The following is a 22,288-nucleotide window of genomic DNA, read 5'->3' on the forward strand; positions in this document are numbered from 1 at the left end:
GATGTTCCGTCTGGAAGGAGCGAGGCTCAAGGCCCGCCTGGATCAAGAATGGCGGCACTTTTAGCGAGATTCCGCTGGTGTGCAAGGGCGGGGAACATGACTGTGTCAGAGATGGCCGCGGATATTCATGCGCTGGTGGAGGATACGGATCAGCACTATCGAATGCGAGGTCTCGCGATAGATAAGGTAGTGAGATTGATACGCAACGCTGAGATAGGCTTTCCTAAGTCCGGGAATTATCCGGCCGGGCCGTTGTCCTTCGCAGATTTCCTGAAGGTAACGCCTGATCCCCCGCGTATACGCAACCGCCTGCTCCAGACCCCAACGCTCTTCGGTGTAGTCGAAGAGCGCGTCGAGGTCGTGAGCAGCCCGCGGAGAAACAATAAGCGGCTTCATTCGGCGGCGGAGCGGCGGCGCTTACGATCGATGAACTCGTCAAAGTCAAACGGCTGCGGCTCACCGGAAGATTCACCTTCCTCGATCGCCGCTTTGATGGCGGCCAGGCCGTCCACCTCATCGCGCAGCAGTGCGAGTGCAGCCTCGATAACCTCTCCTTCAGAAGCATAGTCGCCGGCTGTAATTCTGGCCTCGATGAAATCTGCCAGTTCCTGCGAGACGGTAACGGTCGTCATTTTGTTCATCGGCAGGCAATCCTCCATCACGGGCTGTCACGTTGACGATGTGACGCGAGGGTACCATATCGTCGTCAATCATAACACCACCGGTTTAAGGAGTTCGCCCATGACGCCCCAGCATCCCGCGCTCGTGAAAGGTCATGTTGCTGTCATCACCGGTGCCGCCTCCGGCATCGGCCTTGCGGCAGCAAAAGCCTTCGCCCGGATGGGGCTTTGCGTCGTTCTGGTCGATCTTGACGGAGATCGCCTGGCGAACGCAGCCGCCGAAGTCACCGCGCTCGCGGCCGGCGGTGAAGCTGATGTCGTCGCGATCGGCACGGATGTGTCGAAACTCGATGAACTGGAAGCCCTGGAGCGCGCCGTCATCCAGCGGTTCGGGCGCGTGCATGTGCTGATGAACAATGCCGGGATCCAGCCGGGCAGCGCGCTCTTCGGCCCGCAGGCGAACTGGGACAACGTGCTCGGCGTCAACCTCATGGCGGTCATCAACGGCACCCGCACTTTCGGCCCCGGCATGGTCGCCCATAAGGATGCGGCGCTGATCATCAACACCGGCTCGAAGCAGGGCATTACCACCCCGCCGGGCGACCCGGCCTACAATGTCTCGAAAGCGGGTGTGAAGGCCTTCACCGAGGCGCTGCAGCACGAGCTGCGCAACACGCCGGATTGCAACGTCTCTGCACACCTGCTGATCCCCGGCTTCGTCTTCACCGGACTGACAGCAAACGGCCGCACGGAGAAGCCTTCAGGCGCCTGGACACCGGAGGAAACCGTCGACTTCATGCTGGAAAGCCTTGTGAGAGGCGACTTCTACATTCTCTGCCCGGACAACGAGGTGCCCCGCGCTCTGGACGAGAAGCGCATCGCCTGGGCCGCCGGCGACATCATCGAAAACCGCCCACCGCTGTCGCGCTGGCATCCGGACTATGCCGACGCCTTCAAGACCTATCTGTCGATCCCCAAAGGCTGATTGGCAAGGCCATCGATCGCCGCTAAGGATGAAGCCCCCGCACCTCGCGGGTGCTTCATCATGCGGTGACACCAATGGACTTCATTCCGAGCCTTCCCGTCTTTCTTGCCTTTAGCCTGGCGCTGTTGCTCTTGGCGATTACGCCTGGCCCGGACATGACGCTCTGGATCAGTCGCTCGCTGCGCGACGGAAAGGCCATCGGTCTGATGACGCTCGCCGGCACCAGCTTCGGCATCTCGATCCATACCATGCTGGTCGCCTTCGGCATCTCGGCGCTCATCGTCGCCTCGCCGACGGCCTTCCTGCTGTTGAAGACCGGCGGCGCCGCGTACCTGCTCTGGCTGGCACTGCAGGCAATCCGGCACGGCTCGAACTTTGTGATCAAGGCAGATGGCGATGCCGTGGTTTCGAAAAAGGGCGCCTTCCTGAACGGGCTCTGGGTCAATCTCTTGAACCCCAAGGTCATCATCTTCTTCATGACCTTCCTGCCGCAATTCGTCACCGCCACCGATCCGAACGTCACCGGCAAGCTGATCTTCCTCGGCCTCTGGTCGATCATCCTGTCACTGCCGATCGGCATCGGCATCGTCTACGGGGCGGATTTCATGTCGAACTGGCTGCAGGCGAACCGCAAGGTCCTGCGCGGCATCGACTACACCTTCGCCGGCGTCTTCTCGATCTTCGCGGTGAAGATCTTCATGACGCAGGCGCGGTGAGAGCGACAGGCGCGCCGAACGTCCGCCGCAATCTCAATCGTCGTCTTCGCCGTGATTGGCGATCATCATGGCTTCAAACGCCAGACGCTCAGTCTTGCGCATGCGCTCTGATTCCGACTTCAGCTGGCCGCAGGCGGCGAGGATGTCGCGACCACGCGGCGTGCGGATCGGCGAGGCATAACCGGCCTGATTGATGAAGTCGGCGAATTTCTCGATCTGCGCCCAGTCGGAACACTGGTAGTTGGTGCCCGGCCACGGATTGAACGGGATGAGGTTGATCTTTGCCGGCACGCCCTTGAGCAACTGGATCAGGCCCTTGGCATCCTCGAGGCTGTCGTTCACGTCCTTCAGCATCACATATTCGAAGGTGATGCGACGGGCATTCGAAAGGCCCGGATAGTTACGACAGGCTTCGATCAGCTCCTTCAGCGGATACTTCTTGTTGATCGGGACCAGCATGTCGCGCAGCTCGTCACGCACAGCGTGCAGCGAGATGGCCAGCATAACCCCGATCTCTTCACCGGTCCGGTAGATCTCCGGCACCACGCCCGAGGTCGAGAGCGTGACGCGGCGCTTGGACAGCGACAGGCCATCGCCATCGGTCGCGATCAGCAGTGCCTTCTTCACTTCCTCGAAATTGTAGAGCGGCTCGCCCATGCCCATCATGACGATGTTCGTGACCTTGCGATCGCTGGACGGCATCATCGTGCCGACAGGCGTTTCCCGATCCGGGAAATCGCCGAGACGGTCACGCGCCAAAAGCAGCTGGGAAAGGATCTCTTCCGCCGTCAGGTTGCGCACCAGCTTCTGTGTGCCGGTATGGCAGAAGGAGCAGGTGAGCGTGCAGCCAACCTGGCTGGAGATGCAGAGCGTTCCGCGACCTTCTTCCGGGATATAGACGGCTTCCACCTCGACCGGGCGGCCGGCGCCGCGGGGCGGAAAGCGCAGGAGCCATTTGCGGGTGCCGTCATTGGACACCTGCTCCTCGACGATTTCGGGCCGCGCGATGGTGAAATGCGTCTTCAGCATTTCGCGCATGTCCTTGGAGACATTGGCCATGTGGTCGAAATCCGAGACGCCGCGCACATAAAGCCAGTTCCAGATCTGCGCGACGCGCATCTTGATCTGCTTTTCCGGCACGCCCTTTTCGCGCAGGGCATTGCCCAGCGCTTCGCGGTCGAGGCCGATCAGGCTCGGCTTCTCGATCATGGCAGCAGGGCGAATGGAAGCCGCAGTCTGGCTACGCTCCGGAAGCGTCACAGTGACAGTCATCTCGTTACCTCGGGACCATATGGGAAAGCGGGCTCGGATCGAGCGCGTTCCGGCAGGCAGGTATGAATTCAAGGATCATGATGGACAGGCATCAAGCCGATGTCCTTATTTGGCTGCGGCCAATAGCAGCTTTTTTGGCGTCCGTCACCCCGACCCTGCTTTGCGGGTGAAGTGGAAACGGCTCAGGGCCGGCAGTGGTCTGCCGGCCCTGGGTTTCATGATCGGCGATTGGCCGTCAGTTGCAGTTCTGGATCTTCTGCAGCGCTGCAGAGATGCCGGAAAGCGAATAGGTATAGCTCGTGGCCGTGCCACGTGCAGACGTCGCCTTGACCGTCATCGTGGAGCCGCCCTTCATGGCAGCAACCAAGGCCGGCTCTTCGGCGGCATTTTCCACCCAGGCCGAGCTGTCCTTGACGAACAAGACGAAATTCTTGTTGTCGATGGTCACATTGACCTTCGAGTCGCCCTTCATCGGGTAACCCATCATGGCCTGCGGCTCATACGAGATGTTCTGGCCCGGGCGCTGCGAGACGACGAAGAAAATGTCGCCGTGATTGACGCTGCTCGGCTCCTTCGCCGTCGGGACGGACAGCACGTAGCACACGGTGCCGCCGTTCGACTTGTAGGAGTAGGCACCCCAGGCCTTGAACTGCTCGATCCGCGTGGGCGATTGTGCGTTGGCGAGCCCGCTGCTCGCCAGGAGGATTGCCAATGCGGTTACGCTACTTCTTACGAACATGTCTTCCTGCCGGTTGTTTCCATCCATCACCCGACCATGCAGCCGGGCGCTCATCGTCAAAACCTGTGTTCAGTTTGACTTAATTTACCTTACCAAACGATGAACGACACACGCCTTGTTGTCACATTTGGCGGCGGTATTTCGTTTGGCGCCCCGAAATCCGGAGAAAACGGCTTCGGACCTCGATCCTGCGGACGATGTAGAAGGAAAGAAAAAGGCAAGAGTGGGGCTGCCTTGAACACAAGGCTGCCTTGCGACCATCAGGTCTGATCGGGACTGTCTGCGAGCGCCCTGTCGGCTTCCTCGTAATGACGATCCTTGATGTGCCGGTTGATCATGGCGATGGCCGTTGTGAGCACGGCAATGTCATCCGTGAAGCCGACGACCGCGAGAATATCCGGTACGACATCGATCGGCAGAACGAAGTAGCCCAGCGCGGCAAGCAGGATGCCGCGAACACGAAAAGGTGTCTCGCGATCCGTTGCACAGTAATAGGCTGCGACGAGATCCCGCGAGAAAGGGATCTGGCGGGCGGCCTTCTTGAAGGTCGGCCAGAACCGGCTGCGAACCTTCGCTTCCTGTCGCTCCTGCTGCTCCTTGTCTCCGGGAAGCAGGATCTCACCAATCTTCACGTCATCCATAGCCCATCGATCCTTTCGTTCGGACCCGATCAATCATATGTGAATGCTCGAATCCGAATTCAATCACCACCTGCGATCAACCGCTGCGCGCCGCAGCCAGATCCATGAGAACGGCGAGCTTGAAGTCCAGTTCCGTTATTCCGCCAGCAGAATGCGTGGTGAGCGTCACATCCACCTTCCTGTAGACGTTGAACCACTCCGGATGATGATCGAGCTTCTCGGCCGCCAGAGCGCATTCGGTCATGAAGCCAAAGGCCTGGCGAAAGTCACGGAAGACGAAGTGCTTCTCGATCGCGGCGCCGTCACGCCCGATGCTCCAGCCCTGCAATTCGGCCAGCCGGGCTGCAATGGACGCCGCCGGCAGTTTTTCGTATTTCATTGGAAAACACTCCTCCTGGATCGAGCGATGCCGGCACCCTCAATTCTCTTCGTCTGCCTCGGCAACATCTGCCGATCACCCCTTGCGGAAGGAATCTACCGCCACCTCACGGCCGGAGCCAGACAAACGCCGGTGATCGCCTCGGCGGGGACCGGTGCCTGGCATGTCGGCAACCCGCCGGACCGCCGGTCGATCAAGATTGCGGCAGCAAACGGCATCGACATCTCGCGGCAACGCGCGCGCCAGGTCAAGCCCGACGACTTCCATGACTTCGAACTGGTCGTGGCGATGGATAGAAGCAATCTTGCCCGGTTGAAGGCGCTGCGACCGGAAAGCGCGACCGCCGAACTGCATCTCTTCGCAGATCTCGCCTTCGGAACCAGTGAAGACGTTCCAGATCCCTATCACGGGGACTTGGCCGATTTCGAAGAGGTCTACAGCATGCTCTTTGCGGGCTGCAGCGCGGTCGTCTCGAAATTCGGATAGACCGGCGCCTCGTAAAGAGGAAAGACCTCTTCGGTGAGGTAGGGCCCGCCACCGACGGATTCCTTCGACGACAAAAGGACAAACCGGCCCACCCGGAAGGGCATGGTCTGGAAATCGCCACGACCGCTCAAATAATGAACCACGTCATCGACGCGCGATGACTTCAGTCTGGCAAGGGTCACATGTGGCGTGAACTTGCGCGGATCCGGGGGCAATCCGATGCGCTGGCAGATCCGTTCGATCTCGCCCTGCAATGCATAGAGCTCTGGCGCGGGAGACACGCCTGCCCAGATCGAATGCGGCTTCTTCGACCCGAAGGAGCCGATGCCGTTCAAGCTGAGAGAAAATTCGGGGCGGTCGATCCGATCGAGCCTGTCGACGACCTCATCGGCCGTTCTACCGTCAACGTCTCCGATGAAGCGCAGGGTGATGTGATAATTCTCGACATCGATCCAGCGCGCTCCGGGGAGCCCACCGCGCAGCAATGAGAGACTCATGGCAGCGTTGCGCGGAATTTCGAGGGCAGTGAACAATCTCGGCATGGAGCGCTCCCCGAATCTTTTGCAGGTGCTCACAGCGAATCACGCAACGACTTCAAGCGCAAGCGTTTAATTCTGCTGTCCCTTGATGTCTGCCACCCAAGATTCGGCGAGAGGCAGCATGCGCTGGGCCATGGTCTCGAGACCCTTGGTGTTGGGGTGCATGCCATCGTCGAGAAGCAGGCTGCGATCCGTGATCACCCCGTCGAGGACGAAGGGATAAAGCGGCAGGCCATACTTCTCCGCGAGACGCGGATAGATCGCGTTGAACCGCTGACCATAATCGTCACCCATGTTCGGCGGCGCGAGCATGCCGACCAGCAGGATCGGAATGTTGCGCTCCTTCAGCCGGGTGATGATCTGATCGAGGTTCTTTTCGGTCTGCTCCGGAGGGATCCCGCGCAGGGCATCATTGGCGCCGAGTTCGAGAATGACGCCATCGGTCCCCTCCGGCACCGACCAGTCGACGCGTGACAGGCCGCCCGATGTCGTGTCACCGGAGACACCGGCATTCGCGATCACTACGTCATACCCCTTGGCAACCAGCTGGCGCTGGAGCTGGGCCGGCAGAGCATCCTCCTGCGGCAACTGGTATCCCGCCATCAGACTGTCCCCAAGACCGACAAGCTGCAGGGGCTCGGCGGCGGCAATCCGTGGACCGGCCAGGACCGTCAGCAGGATCACGGCGAAATGAAGGAGCTGAGCTTTAAAAGTCATGGGGCCTTTCCTAGATTGCTGGGAATGCCGCAGTGCGGCGAAGCTTCATCTTTCCAGATATAGGATGGTCGAGTGTGAGAAACAGCATCATCGAATTGAAAAGCGCCGATCTCACGCTTGGCAATGCCGCTGCCTCCGTTCACGTTTTGAAGAGCATCGACCTGTCGATTGCAGAGAGCGAAGCCGTGGGCATTGTCGGGCCATCAGGCTCCGGCAAATCGACGCTTTTGATGGTGCTGGCAGGTCTCGAACGCCTCGACAGCGGCGAAATTCATGTCCGCAACACGCCGCTTCATACGCTGAGCGAAGATCGTCTCGCCGACTTCCGTGGCAAGAACATCGGCATCGTCTTCCAGTCCTTCCATCTCATCGCCAACATGACGGCGCTCGAGAACGTCGCGGTTCCGCTTGAACTCGCCAATGTGAAAGGCGCTTTCGACATTGCGCGCAAGGAACTGGAATCCGTCGGCCTGGGCGAACGCCTCAGCCACTATCCCGGTCAGCTTTCCGGCGGCGAGCAGCAGCGCGTGGCGATCGCCCGGGCACTGGCACCTTCTCCGGCCGTGCTGATCGCGGACGAGCCGACGGGCAATCTCGACACCGAGACTGGTCGCCAGATCGCCGACCTTCTGTTCACCAAGCAGAAGGAGCGCGGCATGACCCTCATCCTCGTCACCCACGATCCGTCGCTTGCCGCCCGCTGCACCAGACAGATCAAGGTGGCATCCGGCCGGATCGCCGGCGACAGCCGAAACGAGCAGACCCGCCTCGCTTCGGTGTCCGCATGACAAGCTTCGCTTCTCGCCTTTCCATTGCCTTTCGGATCGCCCTGCGTGAATTGCGCGGCGGACTGAAGGGTTTCTACATCTTCCTCGCCTGTATCGCGCTGGGAACCGGCGCCATCGCTGCCGTGAACTCCGTGTCGACCGCCATTACCGATGCGATTTCTTCGGAAGGCCGGACGCTGCTGGCCGGCGACGTGCGGTTCGAACTCGATAACCGCGAGGCCACGTCAGAGGAACGGGCCTTCCTAGAAGGCTTCGGCACGGTTTCCGTTACCACCAACCTGCGCTCCATGGCGCGTCTCGCAGATGGCTCGGATCAGTCGCTGGTCGAGATCAAGGCGGTCGACGAGGCCTATCCGCTTTATGGCAGGCTCGTTGCCGAGCCCGATCGCCCCCTCACAGAACTGCTGGCCCAGCAGGACGGCACCTGGGGCGCAGTCGTTGCCCCTCTTCTGCTTGAACGGATGAACATCCAGGTCGGCGACGAACTGCTGGTCGGCAATGCCCGCTTCCGCATCAATGGCACCATCGTCACCGAGCCGGATTCGATCTCGGATGGTTTCGGCTTCGCGCCTCGCTTCCTGACCAGCCGGGATGGCCTCTTTGCCAGCGGGCTCGTGGCAACCGGCAGCCTTGTCGAACATGCCTACAAGATCCGCTACGACAACCCTGCCCCGACGCCGGAAGCAATCCGCCAGCGCGCCCAGGCTGAACACCCGACAGCCGGCTGGTCAATCCGCAGCAGCGACCGCGCAGCCCCCGCTCTGACCGAGAATGTCGAGCGCTTCTCGCAGTTCCTGACCCTTGTCGGCCTGACGGCGCTTGTCGTTGGCGGGGTTGGCGTCGCGAATGCGGTGCGCGCCTTCCTCGATTCCAAGCGGACTGTCATCGCCACGCTGAAATGCGTCGGCGCCCCGGCCTCCGTGGTGGTCATGGTCTACCTCATCCAGATCACGCTGGTCGCATCCGTCGGCATCCTGGCCGGCCTCGTTCTCGGTGCCATCGCCCCGCCGGTCGTCGCAAGCTACCTCGCCGGTATCCTGCCGATCTCAGCGGAAGCCACGCTCTACCCGCGTGCGCTTCTCCTTGCGGCGATCTTCGGCATGCTGGTGACCTTCGCCTTCGCTATCCTGCCGCTTGGCCATGCCCGCAAGGTGCCGGCAACGGCCCTCTTCCGCGAGCAGGGTTTCGAAGCCTCCGGTCTGCCGTCCTGGCCCTATCTCCTGGCCATGGCTCTGGCCCTGGGCGCTCTGGCAGCGCTCGCGATTTTCACCTCGGAGCAGCAGCGGATCGCGACGATCTTCCTGGCCGCCATGGCCGCAGGCTTCGTGTTGCTGCGCGTGGTCGCCATGGGCATCGCCTGGCTTGCCAAGCGCAGCCCGCGCATCCATTCCGCGGCCCTCCGATTGGCCGTCGGCAATATCCATCGTCCCGGCGCGCTGACCCCGGCTGTAACGCTCTCCCTCGGCCTTGGCCTCAGCCTGCTGGTGGCACTGGCGCTGATCGACGGCAATCTGCGGCGCGAGCTGACAGGCAATCTGCCCGAACGGGCGCCGAACTTCTTCTTCGTTGATATCCAGAGCGGCGAAATCGACGGCTTCCGCACCCTGGTCGAAGGCATGGCACCGGACGGCAAGCTGATCGAGGTACCCATGCTGCGCGGCCGCATCGTCGAACTCAACGGCACGGATGTCGCCAAGGTCGAGGTGCCGCCGGAAGGTCGCTGGGTCCTGCGCGGCGATCGCGGCCTGACCTATGCGAAAAACATTCCGGAAAACAGCACCCTGACAGAGGGCGAATGGTGGCCTGACGGTTATACCGGCGAGCCGCTGGTTTCCTTCGCGGAGGAAGAAGGTCGCGAACTCGGCCTCAAGGTCGGCGATACGATCACCATCAACGTGCTCGGCCGCAACATCACGGCGAAGATCGCGAACTTCCGGACAGTGGAATGGGAAAGCCTGTCGATGAACTTCGTCATGGTCTTCTCGCCCAACACCTTCGCCGGCGCCCCGCATGCCTGGCTGGCGACGCTGATCGATCAGGACGCGACGGCGGCTGAGGAAGCCTCGATCCTGCGTTCGGTTACCCAGCAATTCCCGACCATCACCACCGTTCGCGTCAAGGACGCGCTCGATGTGGTCGATCGTCTGGTCGGACAGCTGGCAACCGCAATCCGGGCAGCCGCCGCAATTGCCCTGATTGCCTCGGTCCTGGTTCTCTCGGGCGCCCTCGCAGCCGGAAATCGCGCACGCACGCATGATGCGGTCATCCTGAAGACGCTCGGTGCCACGCGCGCCATGCTGATCCGCGCCTTCACCTACGAGTATATGCTGCTGGGTGCGGCAACGGCGATCTTCGCGCTGATTGCGGGTGGTGGCATCGCCTGGTTCGTGCTCAGCCAGATCATGAACCTGCCGTCGAACTTCCTGCCCGACGTCGCCTTGATGACGCTCGTGATTGCACTTGTTGTCACGATCGGGATCGGCCTTGCCGGCACCTGGCGCATCCTCGGGCAGAAAGCGGCTCCGGTGCTGCGAGAGCTCTGAACCACGAGGCGACGGGCCGCGCACTCCCGTCGCTTTAACTATTACAGCGATTTAAGATTGTGGCCCTTGTCGCGGACAGGGGAACCTCTCATATTGAAGGCACGCATGCTGGGCTTCGCAGCGGCGCGGGAGCCATTCGGGCTCCGCTGTCCATTATCGAAGCTTTGAGAGAGGAAAACATGTCCGAACTTCGCAACTATCAGAGTCGCCCGGGTCAGACCCAGTCGGCCACGATGATCGACGAAGGTCTGCGCGCCTATATGCTGAAGGTCTACAACCTGATGGCACTGGGCCTCGCCATCACCGGTATCGCAGCCTTCGCCACCTTTCAGATGGCCGTTTCAGGCGGACAACTCACGGCCTTCGGCCAGGCGATCTTCCTGAGCCCGCTGAAGTGGGTGGTCATCCTGGCGCCGGTCGCCATGGTGTTCTTCCTGAGCTTCCGCATTCATAAGATGAGCGTAACGGCGGCCCAGACGACCTTCTGGGTGTATGCCGCGCTGATGGGCCTGTCGCTGTCGTCGATCTTCCTGATCTACGCGGGCGCCAGCATCGTGCAGACCTTCTTCGTGACCGCGGCGTCCTTTGGTGCGTTGTCGCTCTACGGCTACACCACCAAGCGTGACCTGTCGGCCATGGGCTCGTTCCTGATGATGGGTCTCTTCGGCCTGATCATCGCCTCGCTGGTCAATCTGTTCATGGCCTCCTCGGCTCTGGACTTTGCGATCTCCGTCATCGGCGTCCTGATCTTCGCGGGTCTGACGGCCTATGACACACAGGCGATCAAGGAATCCTACCACGAGAGCCATTCGAGCGAGATGGCCGGCCGCAACGCCATCATGGGCGCGCTGCGTCTCTATCTCGACTTCATCAACCTCTTCCTGTTCCTCCTGCGCTTCCTCGGGAACCGCGAGTAACAGCCAAGAGGCAAGATCTGGGAAACCCCGCTCCGGCGGGGTTTTTCTTTGATCGCGATTTGCCCGCGCCAGCACACCGTTTTTCAGGCACAAAAAAACCTCCGGTTCTCACCGGAGGTTTTTTCATGACCAGGCAACTGAAGCTGCTTTTACGCGGCTTCTTCTTCCTGCGTATCGTCTTCCTCGATCATCTTGCCGCGCTTGGGACCCTTGGCGAGGTTGACCTCGACAAGGCGGACGGCTTCGGTCTCGGACATCTTGTTCACGGCAGCGATTTCGCGAGCCATGCGGTCGAGCGCTGCTTCGTAGAGCTGACGCTCGGAATAGGACTGCTCGGGCTGGTTCTCGGCACGGTAGAGGTCGCGAACGACTTCTGCGATGGAGATCAGGTCACCGGAATTGATCTTGGCATCATATTCCTGCGCACGACGCGACCACATGGTGCGCTTCACACGGGCCTTGCCCTGAACTACCTTCAGCGCGCGATCGACGAAGTCGGTCTCGGACAGCTTGCGCATCCCGATGCTCACGGCTTTCGCAACCGGAACCTTCAGACGCATCTTGTCCTTTTCGAAGTCGATCACGAAAAGCTCGAGCTTCATGCCTGCGACTTCTTGCTCTTCGATGGCGGTGATGGTACCCACGCCATGGGCCGGGTATACGATCGACTCGCCGGTCTTGAAGCCGTGGCGTGCCGAGGAATTCTTCTTCTGCTGGGTCGTCATTCTATTCAAATACTCCCTGTTTGCTCCCGGCGTGATGCCGGCGCCGGGTCGGTCAGGCCCGGATGAGACGACAAGACTGCGAAACTTGTCATCCTGATCCAGTCCGTCACACAGTCAGACAACACCTCGTCGCGACGGAGACACGACACGAACGGTGTCGCCGATGTCACGGAAATCGCGCGTTGGTGAAGTTGCTTTCGTGATGGTTCAGGGCATAGCTATGCCGCAAAGTGGAACAGTTCCAAGAGGCTATCACAAAAAGACGAGGAAATCAATATTTTAGTGCAGTGCGCCACAATCGTGACGCAGAAGGCAGCGAATCCGCCGCCAAGTGATGGATTTTTGGGCAGGATTCCTGTGACCCCGCCCAAGGCCGGAGTATCAGTCGCCCGAACCCGGGTTTTCCGAGAAGAACTTTTCGAACTTCCCGTCGACGCCGTCCATCTCCTTGGCCTCCGGCATCGGGTCCTTCTTGACCGTGATGTTTGGCCAGATCTTCGCATAGTCGGCGTTGATCTTCAGCCATTTGTCGAGGCCCGGCTCGGTATCCGGCTTGATCGCTTCCGCAGGACATTCCGGTTCGCACACGCCGCAGTCGATGCATTCGTCCGGATGGATGACGAGGAAGTTTTCGCCCTCATAGAAGCAGTCAACAGGGCAGACCTCGACACAATCGGTGTATTTGCAGCGAATGCAGTTATCGGTGACGATATAGGTCATGCGGCACTCCAGGATGACGTTCTCGAACGGCAGGAGAAAGACCGATGCGGGTCTTTCCGCCAGGATGGCCCTGGACGGAAGGCTCGCGCCCCGCCGGATATTTCTGTCGGACGGGAAGTGAGCTAATGCGGAATCCCGGCCAAGGCAAGAATAAACGCCCTGAAATCAGGCCGCTTTGTAGAAATTTTCTAATCGGCAGACCAATCCGGCTCCCCGCGCAGATCGTCGAGCGCGCGGCGCTCCTTCTTCGTCGGCCGCCCCGCTCCCGGCGCCCGCACCGCCTGCTCCAATGCGGTGAACGGCTTCTTCTCGCGCGGCGGCGTCAAGTCCTCGTAAAGCAGCCGCGCCTCCTCGTAAGGCCCGCGACGCTCACCCGGCAGCTTGACGATCAGAACCAGATCGCGCTCCGGCATGGCGATCTCGAGCCGGTCTCCGACTTTGACCTGATGGCTTGGCTGGCGGATCTTCTGGCCGTTGACGCTGACATGGCCGGCAACCACCCGCTCCTGCGCGAGGCTGCGTGATTTTGCCACACGGGCGAAGAACAGCCACTTGTCGATGCGCTGGCGCGAACCGCTTTGTGGCTGTTGTTCGGTCATTACTTCTTCAGCTGCTCCTTGAGCGCGGCGAGCTTGGCGAAGGGCGAATCCGGATCGACCGGCTTTTCCTTGCGCGGAGGCTTGGCTTCGAAGCGCGCCGGCTGCGACTTGTTGTTGTCGCGCTCGGGACGCGGGCCGCGATCCTTGCGGTCACCACGATCCTGACGCTCACCCTTGCCGCCGAACTTGCCGCGGTTGTCGTCACGACGGTCGCCACGGTTGTCGGAGCGTCGATCGTCGCGACGGCCTTCACCGCGACCTTCGCCACCCTCACGCGGCGCCTGATTGCGCTGACCCTGCGGACGGCGATCGCCACCGGGACGACCGGTGCCACGCTGATTGTCGCTACGGCCACCCGGACGCCAGAGCAGAACAGGCTTCGGCTCGGTCGCTTCGGCAGACTCTGCCGGCTGCTCGGAAGCAGTTGCCTCGGCAGGTACAGCGTCGGAGGCGGGCGCATCTTCGGCAGATGCAGGCGCGACCTCAGCCTCACCCGTCGCCTCGGACGCCTGGTCGGCCTCTTCAACGCCATCCTCGTCGCTCTTCTCAGCGCCGGCAGCGGCTTCCGTGGCGGTCGAACCGGCCTGCGTGGCGAGGAAGGCTGCAGCTTCCTCTGCCGAAACGCTGTCGGCGCGGTAGCCAAGGCCCTTCAGGATCTCTTCCATGTCGTCGGGCGTGGCACCCAGGATCGACAGCATCGCCGTCGTCGTGGTGAAGCGGCGACCGTCATAAGCGCCGTCAGGACGAGCAGGCGTTCCGGGCTTCCACTGCAGAAGCGGACGAATGAGGTCTGCGAGACGCTCCAGAATGTCGATGCGCACCGCGCGCTTGCCGAGGAAACGGAAGCCGGCGAGCTTGTAGAACATGCGCTCGAAGCTCGGCTCGGTCACGACGGATGTGCGGCCGGCAGCCAGCACCGGGATCAGATCGCCATAGCCCGGCTTGTCCAGGCCGTCATGCTTGAGCGCCCAGAGCAGCGTAATCAGCTCGGCGGGTGCAGGCTTCAGAAGCGCCGGCATGAAGATGTGATAAGCCCCGAAGCGCACACCGTAACGGCGCATGGAGGCGCGGCCGTCCTGGTCCAGCGACTTGACGTCGTCGGCCACGTCGCGGCGGAAGAGAACGCCAAGGTTCTCGACCAGCTGGAAGGCGAGGCCCTTCGCAAGCCCCTGCAGGTCTTCGGCACGCGACAGGTCGTCCAGCGGCTTCAGCACCGTCGAGATATGATGATTGACGAAGCGCTCGACGCGGGCAGCGACGTGATCGCGTGCGATGCCGGTCAGCTGCTCGTCGGCCAGCAGGATGACGCGCGGATGCAGGATATGGTCGGTGCCAACGAGGCGGGCGACGGGATCGCCGAGCCAGCGGACAAGGCCATCCGAGCCGATTGCGAGATCATTGTTGCCGGAAGCATGCAGGCGCGCGGCCCGCGCTTCGAATTCCAGCGCCAGAGCCTTGTATGCAGCGGCCTGAACAGCCTTCGCATCCGGGCCTTCCATGCCGGAAATCGGCGTGAACCGGAAACCGGAGAGTTGCCCCATGGCATGGCCTTCCACGAAGACATCGCCGTTCACACTGATTTCAGCTTCCAACATTGCATTCTCTCTTAAGCGCTTCATGAGCACAGATGTCCTGCGATCAACAAAGCGTTTCGTCAACCGTTCATGTAACGCATCGGACAATCGGTCTTCGATTTCCCGCGTCTTTTCTTGCCAGTGTGTCGGATCGGCAAGCCAGCCGGGCCGGTTCGACACGTAAGTCCATGTTCTGATCTGGGCAATCCGCGCCGAAAGCGTATCGATCTCGCCATCGGTCCGGTCCGCCCGGCGCACCTGCTCGGCGAGGAAATCCTCGTTCACGGTGCCCCGCCTGACCAGATCGAAATAAAGGCTCTGAATCAGATCAGCATGCTGTGCCGGCGTAATGCGCCGATAGTCGGGCAGAGCGCAGGCTTCCCAGAGTTTTTCCACCCGCTCGGGCCGATCGGTGATGTCGGAAATCTCCGGGTAGCGCGAAAGATACTCCAGCGCCTGCTGGTCGGTCGCCGGCAGAGCCCGCGTCAGTCCTTCGACCCGAGGCGCCGCATCAAGGCTTCGCTGCAGTCCGGCGATCGAGGAAAAGTCGAATTTTTCCGTCCGCCACTGCAGGACCTTCACCGGGTCGAACTGGTGCGTTTCCAGCCGCTCAACGAGCTCGTCATCGAACGGATCGACACGACCCGTCACGCCGAAAGTGCCGTCCTTGACATGACGACCCGCACGACCGGCGATCTGCCCGAGCTCCCCCGGATTGAGGTTTCGGAACTGGTATCCGTCGAATTTGCGATCCTGCGCGAAAGCGACATGGTCCACGTCGAGATTGAGGCCCATGCCGATCGCATCGGTCGCCACGAGATACTCGACATCACCTTCCTGATAGAGACCGACCTGCGCATTGCGCGTCCGCGGGCTCAAGGCACCCAGAACAACGGCTGCCCCGCCCCTCTGGCGCCGGATGAGTTCGGCGATCGCATAGACCTCGTCGGCAGAGAAGGCGACGATGGCGGTGCGCTGCGGCAGGCGCGTGATCTTCTTTTGACCAGCATAGAAGAGCTGCGAAAGCCTGGGCCGCTCGACGATCGTGATCCCGGGCAAAAGCTGGATCAGGATGGACTTCATCGTGGCCGAGCCGAGAAGAAGCGTTTCTTCGCGTCCCCTCAGATGCAGCAGACGATCGGTAAAGATGTGGCCACGCTCTAGGTCGCCGGCAAGCTGGATCTCGTCGATGGCGACGAAGGCGACCTTCGTTTCCCGCGGCATGGCTTCGACCGTGCAGACGGAAAAGCGGGCATTGGGCGGGCTGATCTTTTCTTCGCCCGTCACCAGCGCGACGTTCTGAACGCCGACGCGTTCGACGACACGCGTATAGACCTCGCGGGCCAGCAATCTGAGCGGCAACCCGATGATGCCGGACCCGTGCGCGACCATACGCTCGATGGCGAAATGGGTCTTGCCGGTATTCGTTGGCCCCAGCACAGCACTCACGCCGCGGCCACTCAGGATCATGGGTTGGGTATTCAAGGACCGCTCCGCTTGTCGGGACCGCGCCTCTTCCGCATACCGGCACCCTTGGCCCACACATGGCGACGAACAAGGGCAAAGGCAAGGCGCTTGTCGCAATCACCCCAGAATTCCTCGCAAACCCTTGAACGGAATCATCTTTCCGACTCAAGAACACTCTGCGAACGAATCAGCGACGAATCGACGACTCCGCAGGTTTCCGGGTTTGTTCACGGCTATATCTGGAAGCCTCGCTGCGTTGCACCACCAAATGCTGAATCGATTTCCAGCGCATAGAACCTCCGTTTATGGCGATGGAACAATCCGGAATGGCTTCACGTTCCGCCGGTGAGGTGAAACTGATGACTTTGTCCCCGCCGCCCGCAGAATGGATTGGAACCAGCGACCTGGCCCAGGATTACGTCCTGATCCATGGCATGGTCATGGCACCTTCCTTTTGGCGCACCTATGCGCCCGATGTTGTCCGAAAGGCTCGGAGCGCGGCTTATGCACTGCCAGGACACCACCCTTGGAAGCTTGTCGAGCCAGGACAACTGATCACGCCGGAAGCTGTAGCCGCTGCATACGCGAAGGCGATCAGGCGCGATTTCGGCGGCAGGCCGGTAACGCTGATCGGTCATTCGACCGGCGGCTTCGTTTCCTTGCTGCTCGCCAGCCGTTATCCTGAGCTGGTGAAATCGATCGTGTTGATCGGCGCTTTCGCCTGTGGCCGGTTCGAGGGGCAGGAGCGATTGCCGGCCAAGCTGCTGCGCGTTCCGCGCGCCGGCCCCTTCCTCTTCCGGCAGTTCTTCAAGCGATGGATCTCGACCAGCGAGCAGTTCCGCTGGGGCTCGGTCGAATGCGTCTTCGACAAGGGATGCCCCTGGCAGAACGATCGGGCGGTGGCAGCCATGGAAGATGTCCGGCTGCAGCTATTACAGGCCCGCCCCGAAGATATCGCCGCCTGCATCCGGTTCATGTCGGCAACGACAATTCTGGCAGAGCTTTCCGAGATCAGGGTGCCCGTCCTGAATATTGTCGGGGCGGAAGACGCGATCGTTCCCCCCGCTCATCAGTTGCGCGTATCGAAACTGCTCCCGCAAGCCCAGACGGTCCTGCTGCGCAATTGCGGCCACCTGCCCATGGTCGAGCATCAGACGATGACGGCCGGCATCATCAGCGCCTTCGTCGACGGCATGTCCGCACTGCAGGCAAAGACCCGCCGCCCGGCGCTGTCACCATCTGGCAAGGCAGCATCGCAGCTGTTCCGTCTGATGGCTCAGACCCTGTACCGGACGGAACAAACTCCCGCCGGTCGCGTTCAACCGGCACAAGACAGCATTTCTACCAAGGCTTAGGAGAGGGCCCCCAATGAGTACCATTCTCATCGTCATTTTGATTCTGCTGCTGATCGGCGCCCTGCCGAGCTGGGGCTACAGCCGTGGCTGGGGCTATGGCCCGTCGGGCGGCCTTGGCCTCGTACTCCTCATTCTCATCATCCTGATGTTGATGGGCCGCATCTGACCTGAAGTGAACATCCAACTCGACGTGAAAAGGAATAGGACGATGAAAAAGACCCTTCTGGCACTCGCATTGATCGCCCCGCTCGCATCCTGCACCGCAACCGAACGCGGCGCCGGCATCGGCGCAGCATCCGGTGCCGTCATCGGCGGTGTCGCCACCGGCAACGTTCGCGGTGCAGCCGTTGGTGCCGCAGTCGGCGGCGTAGCAGGCGCCCTGATCGGCAACTCGCAGGAACGCGCTGGCTATTGCGTGTACCGCGACCGTTATGGCCGCACCTACGAAGCGCGCTGCCGCTAATCGGCACTGCCTCGAAAAAAGCCGCCGAACTCTCGGAGTTCGGCGGCTTTTTTCGTGCTCAGCATTAACGTCTCGACCAAATCCGGAACGAATCGACGACGAATCGCGGACTGAGCAAATTTCCCGGTTTGTTCACCGCTAGATATTGTTGAAGAACAATCGGTTAACCATAGGATGCGGTGGATATTAAGAATTCTAGCTGCAGCCTTGGGGCTCAATCCTTAACAGGAAGCCCAAGACCCTGACGCAGGGCCCGATACTGTTGCGCATTGGTATCGAGCATCGCCTCCTCCCGGTCAGAGGGGAGATCATGATAGTCGATCGGTTCGTGGAACTGGCCTGCCGTGAAGTCACAGCGGCACCCCCCGATCAAGTTGTAGAAGTGCGGCCCCTCGGGCAGGAGCGTCTTCAAAATGAGGCCCCCGAACACATCCTGGACCACCAGGCTGGTGACGCCACACTGGCCTCTTGCCGGGTTGTCCGAAGACCAAATACTAGACGTCTCTAGCGACCAAGCTTTCGCAAGGCGTTCGGCAAATTGCTCGAAGTGGGCTGCCGAATAAACCATGGCGGCTCCTGGAAACGAAGAAGGCCGGCACGAGGCCGGCCCTGTAACTCACGCGCCGCAACCGTTCAGACGAAGAACTGTCCGCCATTGGCCGAGATGGTTGATCCCGTGATGAAGCCGGCATCGTCGGAAGCGAGGAAGACGACGCAGCGCGCAATCTCGTCAGGCTCGCCGAGGCGGCCAACCGGGATCTGCGGGATGATGCGCTCGGTGAGCACCTTTTCCGGAATGGCGCGAACCATCTCCGTCCCGATGTAACCGGGGCAGATGGCATTCACGGTAATGCCCTTGGCAGCACCCTCTTGCGCGAGCGCCTTGGTGAAGCCGAGATCGCCGGCCTTGGCAGCGGAATAGTTCGCCTGACCCATCTGGCCCTTCTGGCCATTGATCGAGGAGATGTTGATGACCCGGCCGAAGCTGCGGTCACGCATGCCGGTCCAGACCGGATGCGTCATATTGAAGAGGCCGGTGAGGTTTGTGTTGATTACCTCGCCCCATTGCTCCGGCGTCATCTTGTGGAACATGGCGTCGCGCGTAATGCCCGCATTATTGACCAGCACTTCGACCGGGCCGAGGGCTGCCTCGACGGCGGCGATGCCATCGACGCAGGCCTGATAATTCGACACATCCCACTTGAAGACCGGAATACCGGTCTCCGCTTCGAAAGCCTTCGCCTTTTCCTCGTTGCCGGCGAAGTTTGCCGCCACCTTGTAGCCGGCATTTTTCAGCGCGACGGAAATCGCCGCACCGATGCCGCGTGTGCCGCCGGTCACCAAAGCCACTCTGCTCATGCTGTCCTCCCCGTTTTTTCTATCTGGGTTTCCCGTCTGGATCGACCGCTGCTGTTCCCGTCGCAACGGCATGACTTCACCATCCCGGCCTGAGGCCGGGACAGAGCTTCATGATGTCAGTGATGAACCGGCGCCATTTTTGGCTTTCCGGATCAGAAAGCCTCGAGGCACATGGCAACGCCCATGCCGCCGCCGATGCAGAGGGTGGCAAGACCCTTCTTCGCGCCGCGACGCTTCATCTCGAACAGCAGCGTGTTGAGAATGCGCGCACCGGATGCACCGACCGGATGGCCGATGGCAATCGCACCGCCGTTGACGTTGACGATCGAAGTATCCCAGCCGAGGTCCTTGTTGACCGCGCAGGCCTGCGCCGCGAAGGCTTCATTGGCCTCCACGAGATCGAGATCCATGATCTTCCAGCCGGCTTTTTCGAGCGCCTTGCGCGATGCCGGGATCGGGCCCGTGCCCATGATCTTCGGATCGACGCCAGCCGTTGCCCAGGACACGATACGGGCGAGCGGGGCAATGCCCCGACGCGAAGCCTCGGCCTCGGTCATCAGCAGGGCCGCAGCGGCACCGTCGTTGATGCCGGAGGCATTGCCGGCAGTCACAGTGCCTTCCTTGTCGAAGGCGGGCTTCAACTTCTGCATGCTGTCCAGCGTTGCGCCGTGGCGAATATATTCGTCCTGGTCGACGGTCACATCGCCCTTGCGACCCGGCACGACGACCGGAACGATTTCATCCTTGAAGCGGCCGGCAAGCTGCGCGGCTTCCGCCTTGTTCTGCGAGGACACCGCAAAGGCATCCTGCTCGTCGCGGGTCAGCTGCCACTGGCGGGCGACATTCTCCGCGGTCGTCCCCATGTGATAGCCGTAGAAGGCGTCCGTCAGACCGTCCTTGATCATGGTGTCGACCATCTTCAGGTCGCCCATTTTGGTGCCGTTGCGGAGATGTGCGCAATGCGGCGCCATGGACATGGATTCCTGCCCGCCGGCAACGATGATCTTGGCGTCACCCGTTGCGATCTGCTGCATGCCGATGGCAACCGCACGCAGGCCCGAGCCGCAGAGCTGGTTGAGGCCCCAGGCGGTCGCTTCCTGCGGAATGCCGGCTTTCATCGCTGCCTGACGCGCCGGATTCTGACCCTGGCCGGCTGTGAGGATCTGGCCGAGAATGACTTCGTCGACTTCGCTGGCGTCTACGCCGGCGCGCTCCAGAACACCCTTGATGGCAATGGCACCCAGATCATGGGCTGCGACGGAGGACAGCGCCCCGTTGAAAGATCCGACCGGGGTTCTGGCAGCGCTCGCGATAACGATGGACGGGGTGCTCATGGGCGTCTCCTCGGGTTTTGTGATTGAGAAGAAACTGACAAAGACTGCCGCCGGTGTCAAACAAGATAAGCCCTCACTTCTCGTTCTTTGGTTGCGCTTTCCTGTCTTTCGTCAAATGCCGATCATGCAACGCACAAAGAGATTGTCACCGGATGGAATTTGCGCTTACACTCGACGCCGGGAAGAGCAAAAACAATCGAAAAACGACGGGTTAGGAGACAGAAATGGCCAAAGCCGATGGCGAAATCGTTATCAAGAAATACGCCAATCGACGCCTCTACAACACCGGCACCAGCACTTATGTCACGCTCGAAGACCTCGCCAAGATGGTCAAGAAGGGCGAGGATTTCGTGGTGCAGGACGCCAAGTCCGGTGAAGACATCACGCATTCCGTCCTGACCCAGATCATCTTCGAACAGGAGTCCAAGACCGGCAATACGTTGCTGCCGATCTCCTTCCTCCGCCAGCTCATCAGCTACTATGGCGACCAGATGCAGATGGTCGTTCCAAGCTTCCTCGAACACTCGATGAAGGCTTTCACCGAACAGCAGACCCAGATGCGCGAGCAGATGACCAAGGCCTTCGGCGATCATCCGCTGTCGAAGAACCTGCAGATGCCGATTCAACTGATGGAAGAGCAGGTGAAGCGCAACACCGAGATGTTCCAGCAGGCGATGCAGATGTTCTCGCCCTTCCTCGGTGGCCAGCAGCCGCCTGCCAAGGAAAGCAAGAAGGCCGAAGCCAAGGATATCGATGAGTTGAAGGAGCAGTTGCGCTCCCTGCAGAACAAGCTCGACAATCTCTGACCTGACACAAGGCCCCGGAAGGGGCCTTTTTCATGCCGGGTGTCAAAGCCCGATCGAGACGTCTCGACCAGCAGCCCGGTTGGAAATCGTGAAGCCCGCGACGACGTCGATGAAGGCAATCACCATCAGGCTGAAAAAGAGCTGCGTCGCCGCCTCGCGGACCAGCAGGAATTCAACCAGAAAGGCGATGAAGACCAACATCGACAGCATGTGGTTCATCAGCGAACTGCGGGTGCTGAGCGTTGCCTTCAAGACCTCGAAGAACAGGGCGATCAAGGCGGAGAGAATGACGAGGTCGCCGAGCGTCATGGTCCAGACGGCGCCGGAAAGCATCGGGACCGTCATGATCACGCCCGAGAAGGCCGAAACGCCGCTTCCCAACATGATGGCATTGTAGAAGACAAACGGCACGATCATCAGCGGCACGGCAATCAGCATGCGGGATCCTTCCTGTCCTTGCGATCCCGCCTGGTGCAGCGGCGATCAGCCGCGCGATTTAACTATGCCTAATCAAAAATGAAAAGGCCGGCGCAAGCGCCGGCCC

At 61.0% G+C, this 22,288-nt stretch carries 26 protein-coding genes; 10 read left to right on the plus strand and 16 right to left on the minus strand.

The genetic code is table 11. From position 1 onward, the window contains the following. Window positions 1-105: 105 nt before the first annotated feature. Together M1E12_RS18060 and M1E12_RS18065 are read right to left on the minus strand one after the other, a co-directional pair. On the minus strand, window positions 106-396 hold the full coding sequence (locus tag M1E12_RS18060; protein ID WP_479562801.1) for a type II toxin-antitoxin system RelE/ParE family toxin: 291 nt from the start codon (window positions 394-396) through the stop codon (window positions 106-108). Next, window positions 393-641: a type II toxin-antitoxin system ParD family antitoxin gene (locus tag M1E12_RS18065; RefSeq protein WP_479562802.1), complete on the minus strand. Its 249-nt coding sequence runs from the start codon at window positions 639-641 to the stop codon at window positions 393-395. Before M1E12_RS18065 ends, M1E12_RS18060 begins: the two co-directional genes overlap by 4 nt. A gap of 100 nt (window positions 642-741) precedes the next feature. Between M1E12_RS18065 and M1E12_RS18070 the strand changes: the two genes are divergently transcribed. Beyond that, entirely contained in the window at window positions 742-1,605 is an 864-nt protein-coding gene (locus M1E12_RS18070; protein WP_136539431.1) for an SDR family NAD(P)-dependent oxidoreductase, read from the plus strand. Between the two features lie 74 nt (window positions 1,606-1,679). Next, window positions 1,680-2,321 (plus strand): LysE family translocator, encoded by a 642-nt coding sequence (locus tag M1E12_RS18075; RefSeq protein ID WP_113377938.1) that lies wholly within the window; start codon window positions 1,680-1,682, stop codon window positions 2,319-2,321. 33 nt (window positions 2,322-2,354) lie between these two features. Here M1E12_RS18075 and rlmN read toward each other — a convergent pair whose 3' ends face one another. The 4 genes from rlmN to M1E12_RS18095 form a co-directional block, all read right to left on the minus strand. Further along, window positions 2,355-3,530, minus strand: a complete 1,176-nt coding sequence (rlmN, locus tag M1E12_RS18080; protein ID WP_310243088.1) for a dual-specificity RNA methyltransferase RlmN — start codon at window positions 3,528-3,530, stop codon at window positions 2,355-2,357. Between the two features lie 298 nt (window positions 3,531-3,828). Continuing rightward, window positions 3,829-4,332 (minus strand): invasion associated locus B family protein, encoded by a 504-nt coding sequence (locus M1E12_RS18085; protein WP_310243085.1) that lies wholly within the window; start codon window positions 4,330-4,332, stop codon window positions 3,829-3,831. Between the two features lie 260 nt (window positions 4,333-4,592). Further along, on the minus strand, window positions 4,593-4,973 hold the full coding sequence (locus M1E12_RS18090) for a YkvA family protein (RefSeq protein ID WP_113458964.1): 381 nt from the start codon (window positions 4,971-4,973) through the stop codon (window positions 4,593-4,595). Window positions 4,974-5,049: 76 nt separating this feature from the next. After that, a complete protein-coding gene (locus M1E12_RS18095; RefSeq protein ID WP_136539424.1) occupies window positions 5,050-5,352 on the minus strand; it encodes a 4a-hydroxytetrahydrobiopterin dehydratase in 303 nt (100 codons plus the stop codon). A 27-nt stretch (window positions 5,353-5,379) separates the two neighbouring features. Between M1E12_RS18095 and M1E12_RS18100 the strand changes: the two genes are divergently transcribed. Continuing rightward, entirely contained in the window at window positions 5,380-5,838 is a 459-nt protein-coding gene (locus M1E12_RS18100) for a low molecular weight protein-tyrosine-phosphatase (RefSeq protein ID WP_479562803.1), read from the plus strand. Here M1E12_RS18100 and thpR read toward each other — a convergent pair. Next, entirely contained in the window at window positions 5,787-6,380 is a 594-nt protein-coding gene (gene thpR / locus M1E12_RS18105) for an RNA 2',3'-cyclic phosphodiesterase (RefSeq protein WP_113458967.1), read from the minus strand. The genes M1E12_RS18100 and thpR overlap by 52 nt on opposite strands. A gap of 66 nt (window positions 6,381-6,446) precedes the next feature. Next, window positions 6,447-7,094 carry an arylesterase gene (locus M1E12_RS18110; RefSeq protein WP_479562804.1) on the minus strand — a complete coding sequence of 216 codons (648 nt, stop codon included), beginning with the start codon at window positions 7,092-7,094 and terminating at the stop codon, window positions 6,447-6,449. A gap of 74 nt (window positions 7,095-7,168) precedes the next feature. Between M1E12_RS18110 and M1E12_RS18115 the strand changes: the two genes are divergently transcribed. From M1E12_RS18115 to M1E12_RS18125, 3 genes are all read left to right on the plus strand, one after another. Beyond that, entirely contained in the window at window positions 7,169-7,882 is a 714-nt protein-coding gene (locus M1E12_RS18115) for an ABC transporter ATP-binding protein (protein ID WP_113458969.1), read from the plus strand. Then, complete coding sequence (locus M1E12_RS18120) at window positions 7,879-10,425, plus strand: ABC transporter permease (protein ID WP_479562805.1); 2,547 nt, start codon at window positions 7,879-7,881, stop codon at window positions 10,423-10,425. Before M1E12_RS18115 ends, M1E12_RS18120 begins: the two co-directional genes overlap by 4 nt. A gap of 179 nt (window positions 10,426-10,604) precedes the next feature. Further along, window positions 10,605-11,342 (plus strand): Bax inhibitor-1/YccA family protein, encoded by a 738-nt coding sequence (locus M1E12_RS18125; RefSeq protein ID WP_479562806.1) that lies wholly within the window; start codon window positions 10,605-10,607, stop codon window positions 11,340-11,342. Window positions 11,343-11,491: 149 nt separating this feature from the next. Here M1E12_RS18125 and M1E12_RS18130 read toward each other — a convergent pair whose 3' ends face one another. From M1E12_RS18130 to M1E12_RS18145, 4 genes are all read right to left on the minus strand, one after another. Then, window positions 11,492-12,067 (minus strand): CarD family transcriptional regulator, encoded by a 576-nt coding sequence (locus M1E12_RS18130; protein ID WP_479562807.1) that lies wholly within the window; start codon window positions 12,065-12,067, stop codon window positions 11,492-11,494. A 381-nt stretch (window positions 12,068-12,448) separates the two neighbouring features. Then, window positions 12,449-12,787 carry a ferredoxin FdxA gene (fdxA, locus tag M1E12_RS18135; protein WP_113458972.1) on the minus strand — a complete coding sequence of 113 codons (339 nt, stop codon included), beginning with the start codon at window positions 12,785-12,787 and terminating at the stop codon, window positions 12,449-12,451. 188 nt (window positions 12,788-12,975) lie between these two features. Continuing rightward, window positions 12,976-13,386, minus strand: coding sequence for an RNA-binding S4 domain-containing protein (locus M1E12_RS18140; RefSeq protein ID WP_479562808.1), 411 nt, complete (start codon window positions 13,384-13,386; stop codon window positions 12,976-12,978). Then, on the minus strand, window positions 13,386-16,430 hold the full coding sequence (locus M1E12_RS18145; RefSeq protein WP_479564912.1) for a helicase-related protein: 3,045 nt from the start codon (window positions 16,428-16,430) through the stop codon (window positions 13,386-13,388). Before M1E12_RS18145 ends, M1E12_RS18140 begins: the two co-directional genes overlap by 1 nt. A gap of 323 nt (window positions 16,431-16,753) precedes the next feature. Between M1E12_RS18145 and M1E12_RS18150 the strand changes: the two genes are divergently transcribed. The 3 genes from M1E12_RS18150 to M1E12_RS18160 are packed head-to-tail and all read left to right on the plus strand — an operon-like array spanning window position 16,754 to window position 18,245. Further along, entirely contained in the window at window positions 16,754-17,782 is a 1,029-nt protein-coding gene (locus M1E12_RS18150; protein WP_479562809.1) for an alpha/beta fold hydrolase, read from the plus strand. A gap of 13 nt (window positions 17,783-17,795) precedes the next feature. Then, window positions 17,796-17,948, plus strand: coding sequence for a DUF3309 family protein (locus M1E12_RS18155; protein WP_082511155.1), 153 nt, complete (start codon window positions 17,796-17,798; stop codon window positions 17,946-17,948). Between the two features lie 42 nt (window positions 17,949-17,990). Further along, window positions 17,991-18,245, plus strand: coding sequence for a glycine zipper domain-containing protein (locus tag M1E12_RS18160; RefSeq protein ID WP_113458975.1), 255 nt, complete (start codon window positions 17,991-17,993; stop codon window positions 18,243-18,245). A gap of 214 nt (window positions 18,246-18,459) precedes the next feature. Here M1E12_RS18160 and M1E12_RS18165 read toward each other — a convergent pair whose 3' ends face one another. From M1E12_RS18165 to M1E12_RS18175, 3 genes are all read right to left on the minus strand, one after another. Then, window positions 18,460-18,813 (minus strand): YunG family protein, encoded by a 354-nt coding sequence (locus M1E12_RS18165; protein ID WP_479562810.1) that lies wholly within the window; start codon window positions 18,811-18,813, stop codon window positions 18,460-18,462. Between the two features lie 65 nt (window positions 18,814-18,878). Continuing rightward, window positions 18,879-19,604 (minus strand): beta-ketoacyl-ACP reductase, encoded by a 726-nt coding sequence (phbB, locus tag M1E12_RS18170; protein ID WP_310242743.1) that lies wholly within the window; start codon window positions 19,602-19,604, stop codon window positions 18,879-18,881. 152 nt (window positions 19,605-19,756) lie between these two features. Next, window positions 19,757-20,938 (minus strand): acetyl-CoA C-acetyltransferase, encoded by a 1,182-nt coding sequence (locus tag M1E12_RS18175; protein ID WP_479562811.1) that lies wholly within the window; start codon window positions 20,936-20,938, stop codon window positions 19,757-19,759. 224 nt (window positions 20,939-21,162) lie between these two features. On the opposite strand from M1E12_RS18175, the gene phaR reads away from it, so the two are divergent. Next, entirely contained in the window at window positions 21,163-21,744 is a 582-nt protein-coding gene (gene phaR / locus M1E12_RS18180) for a polyhydroxyalkanoate synthesis repressor PhaR (protein ID WP_479562812.1), read from the plus strand. 42 nt (window positions 21,745-21,786) lie between these two features. On the opposite strand, the gene M1E12_RS18185 is transcribed toward phaR, so the two are convergent. Further along, window positions 21,787-22,182: a hypothetical protein gene (locus M1E12_RS18185; RefSeq protein ID WP_113458978.1), complete on the minus strand. Its 396-nt coding sequence runs from the start codon at window positions 22,180-22,182 to the stop codon at window positions 21,787-21,789. Window positions 22,183-22,288 lie beyond the last annotated feature (106 nt).

Source organism: Rhizobium sp. K33 (assembly GCF_056501445.1).

Excerpts from the sequence above, each read along its gene's own strand:
- M1E12_RS18140 (WP_479562808.1), bottom strand. The coding sequence starts at position 13,386 with ATGACCGAACAACAGCCACAAAGCGGTTCGCGCCAGCGCATCGACAAG.
- M1E12_RS18060 (WP_479562801.1), bottom strand. The coding sequence starts at position 396 with ATGAAGCCGCTTATTGTTTCTCCGCGGGCTGCTCACGACCTCGACGCG.
- M1E12_RS18100 (WP_479562803.1), top strand. The coding sequence starts at position 5,380 with ATGCCGGCACCCTCAATTCTCTTCGTCTGCCTCGGCAACATCTGCCGA.
- M1E12_RS18155 (WP_082511155.1), top strand. The coding sequence starts at position 17,796 with ATGAGTACCATTCTCATCGTCATTTTGATTCTGCTGCTGATCGGCGCC.
- M1E12_RS18090 (WP_113458964.1), bottom strand. The coding sequence starts at position 4,973 with ATGGATGACGTGAAGATTGGTGAGATCCTGCTTCCCGGAGACAAGGAG.
- rlmN (WP_310243088.1), bottom strand. The coding sequence starts at position 3,530 with ATGATCGAGAAGCCGAGCCTGATCGGCCTCGACCGCGAAGCGCTGGGC.
- M1E12_RS18070 (WP_136539431.1), top strand. The coding sequence starts at position 742 with ATGACGCCCCAGCATCCCGCGCTCGTGAAAGGTCATGTTGCTGTCATC.
- M1E12_RS18175 (WP_479562811.1), bottom strand. The coding sequence starts at position 20,938 with ATGAGCACCCCGTCCATCGTTATCGCGAGCGCTGCCAGAACCCCGGTC.
- M1E12_RS18065 (WP_479562802.1), bottom strand. The coding sequence starts at position 641 with ATGAACAAAATGACGACCGTTACCGTCTCGCAGGAACTGGCAGATTTC.
- M1E12_RS18110 (WP_479562804.1), bottom strand. The coding sequence starts at position 7,094 with ATGACTTTTAAAGCTCAGCTCCTTCATTTCGCCGTGATCCTGCTGACG.
- phbB (WP_310242743.1), bottom strand. The coding sequence starts at position 19,604 with ATGAGCAGAGTGGCTTTGGTGACCGGCGGCACACGCGGCATCGGTGCG.
- M1E12_RS18075 (WP_113377938.1), top strand. The coding sequence starts at position 1,680 with ATGGACTTCATTCCGAGCCTTCCCGTCTTTCTTGCCTTTAGCCTGGCG.
- fdxA (WP_113458972.1), bottom strand. The coding sequence starts at position 12,787 with ATGACCTATATCGTCACCGATAACTGCATTCGCTGCAAATACACCGAT.
- M1E12_RS18150 (WP_479562809.1), top strand. The coding sequence starts at position 16,754 with ATGGCTTCACGTTCCGCCGGTGAGGTGAAACTGATGACTTTGTCCCCG.
- M1E12_RS18085 (WP_310243085.1), bottom strand. The coding sequence starts at position 4,332 with ATGTTCGTAAGAAGTAGCGTAACCGCATTGGCAATCCTCCTGGCGAGC.
- M1E12_RS18145 (WP_479564912.1), bottom strand. The coding sequence starts at position 16,430 with ATGATCCTGAGTGGCCGCGGCGTGAGTGCTGTGCTGGGGCCAACGAAT.
- M1E12_RS18120 (WP_479562805.1), top strand. The coding sequence starts at position 7,879 with ATGACAAGCTTCGCTTCTCGCCTTTCCATTGCCTTTCGGATCGCCCTG.
- M1E12_RS18185 (WP_113458978.1), bottom strand. The coding sequence starts at position 22,182 with ATGCTGATTGCCGTGCCGCTGATGATCGTGCCGTTTGTCTTCTACAAT.
- M1E12_RS18160 (WP_113458975.1), top strand. The coding sequence starts at position 17,991 with ATGAAAAAGACCCTTCTGGCACTCGCATTGATCGCCCCGCTCGCATCC.
- M1E12_RS18095 (WP_136539424.1), bottom strand. The coding sequence starts at position 5,352 with ATGAAATACGAAAAACTGCCGGCGGCGTCCATTGCAGCCCGGCTGGCC.
- M1E12_RS18165 (WP_479562810.1), bottom strand. The coding sequence starts at position 18,813 with ATGGTTTATTCGGCAGCCCACTTCGAGCAATTTGCCGAACGCCTTGCG.
- M1E12_RS18125 (WP_479562806.1), top strand. The coding sequence starts at position 10,605 with ATGTCCGAACTTCGCAACTATCAGAGTCGCCCGGGTCAGACCCAGTCG.
- phaR (WP_479562812.1), top strand. The coding sequence starts at position 21,163 with ATGGCCAAAGCCGATGGCGAAATCGTTATCAAGAAATACGCCAATCGA.
- M1E12_RS18130 (WP_479562807.1), bottom strand. The coding sequence starts at position 12,067 with ATGACGACCCAGCAGAAGAAGAATTCCTCGGCACGCCACGGCTTCAAG.
- thpR (WP_113458967.1), bottom strand. The coding sequence starts at position 6,380 with ATGCCGAGATTGTTCACTGCCCTCGAAATTCCGCGCAACGCTGCCATG.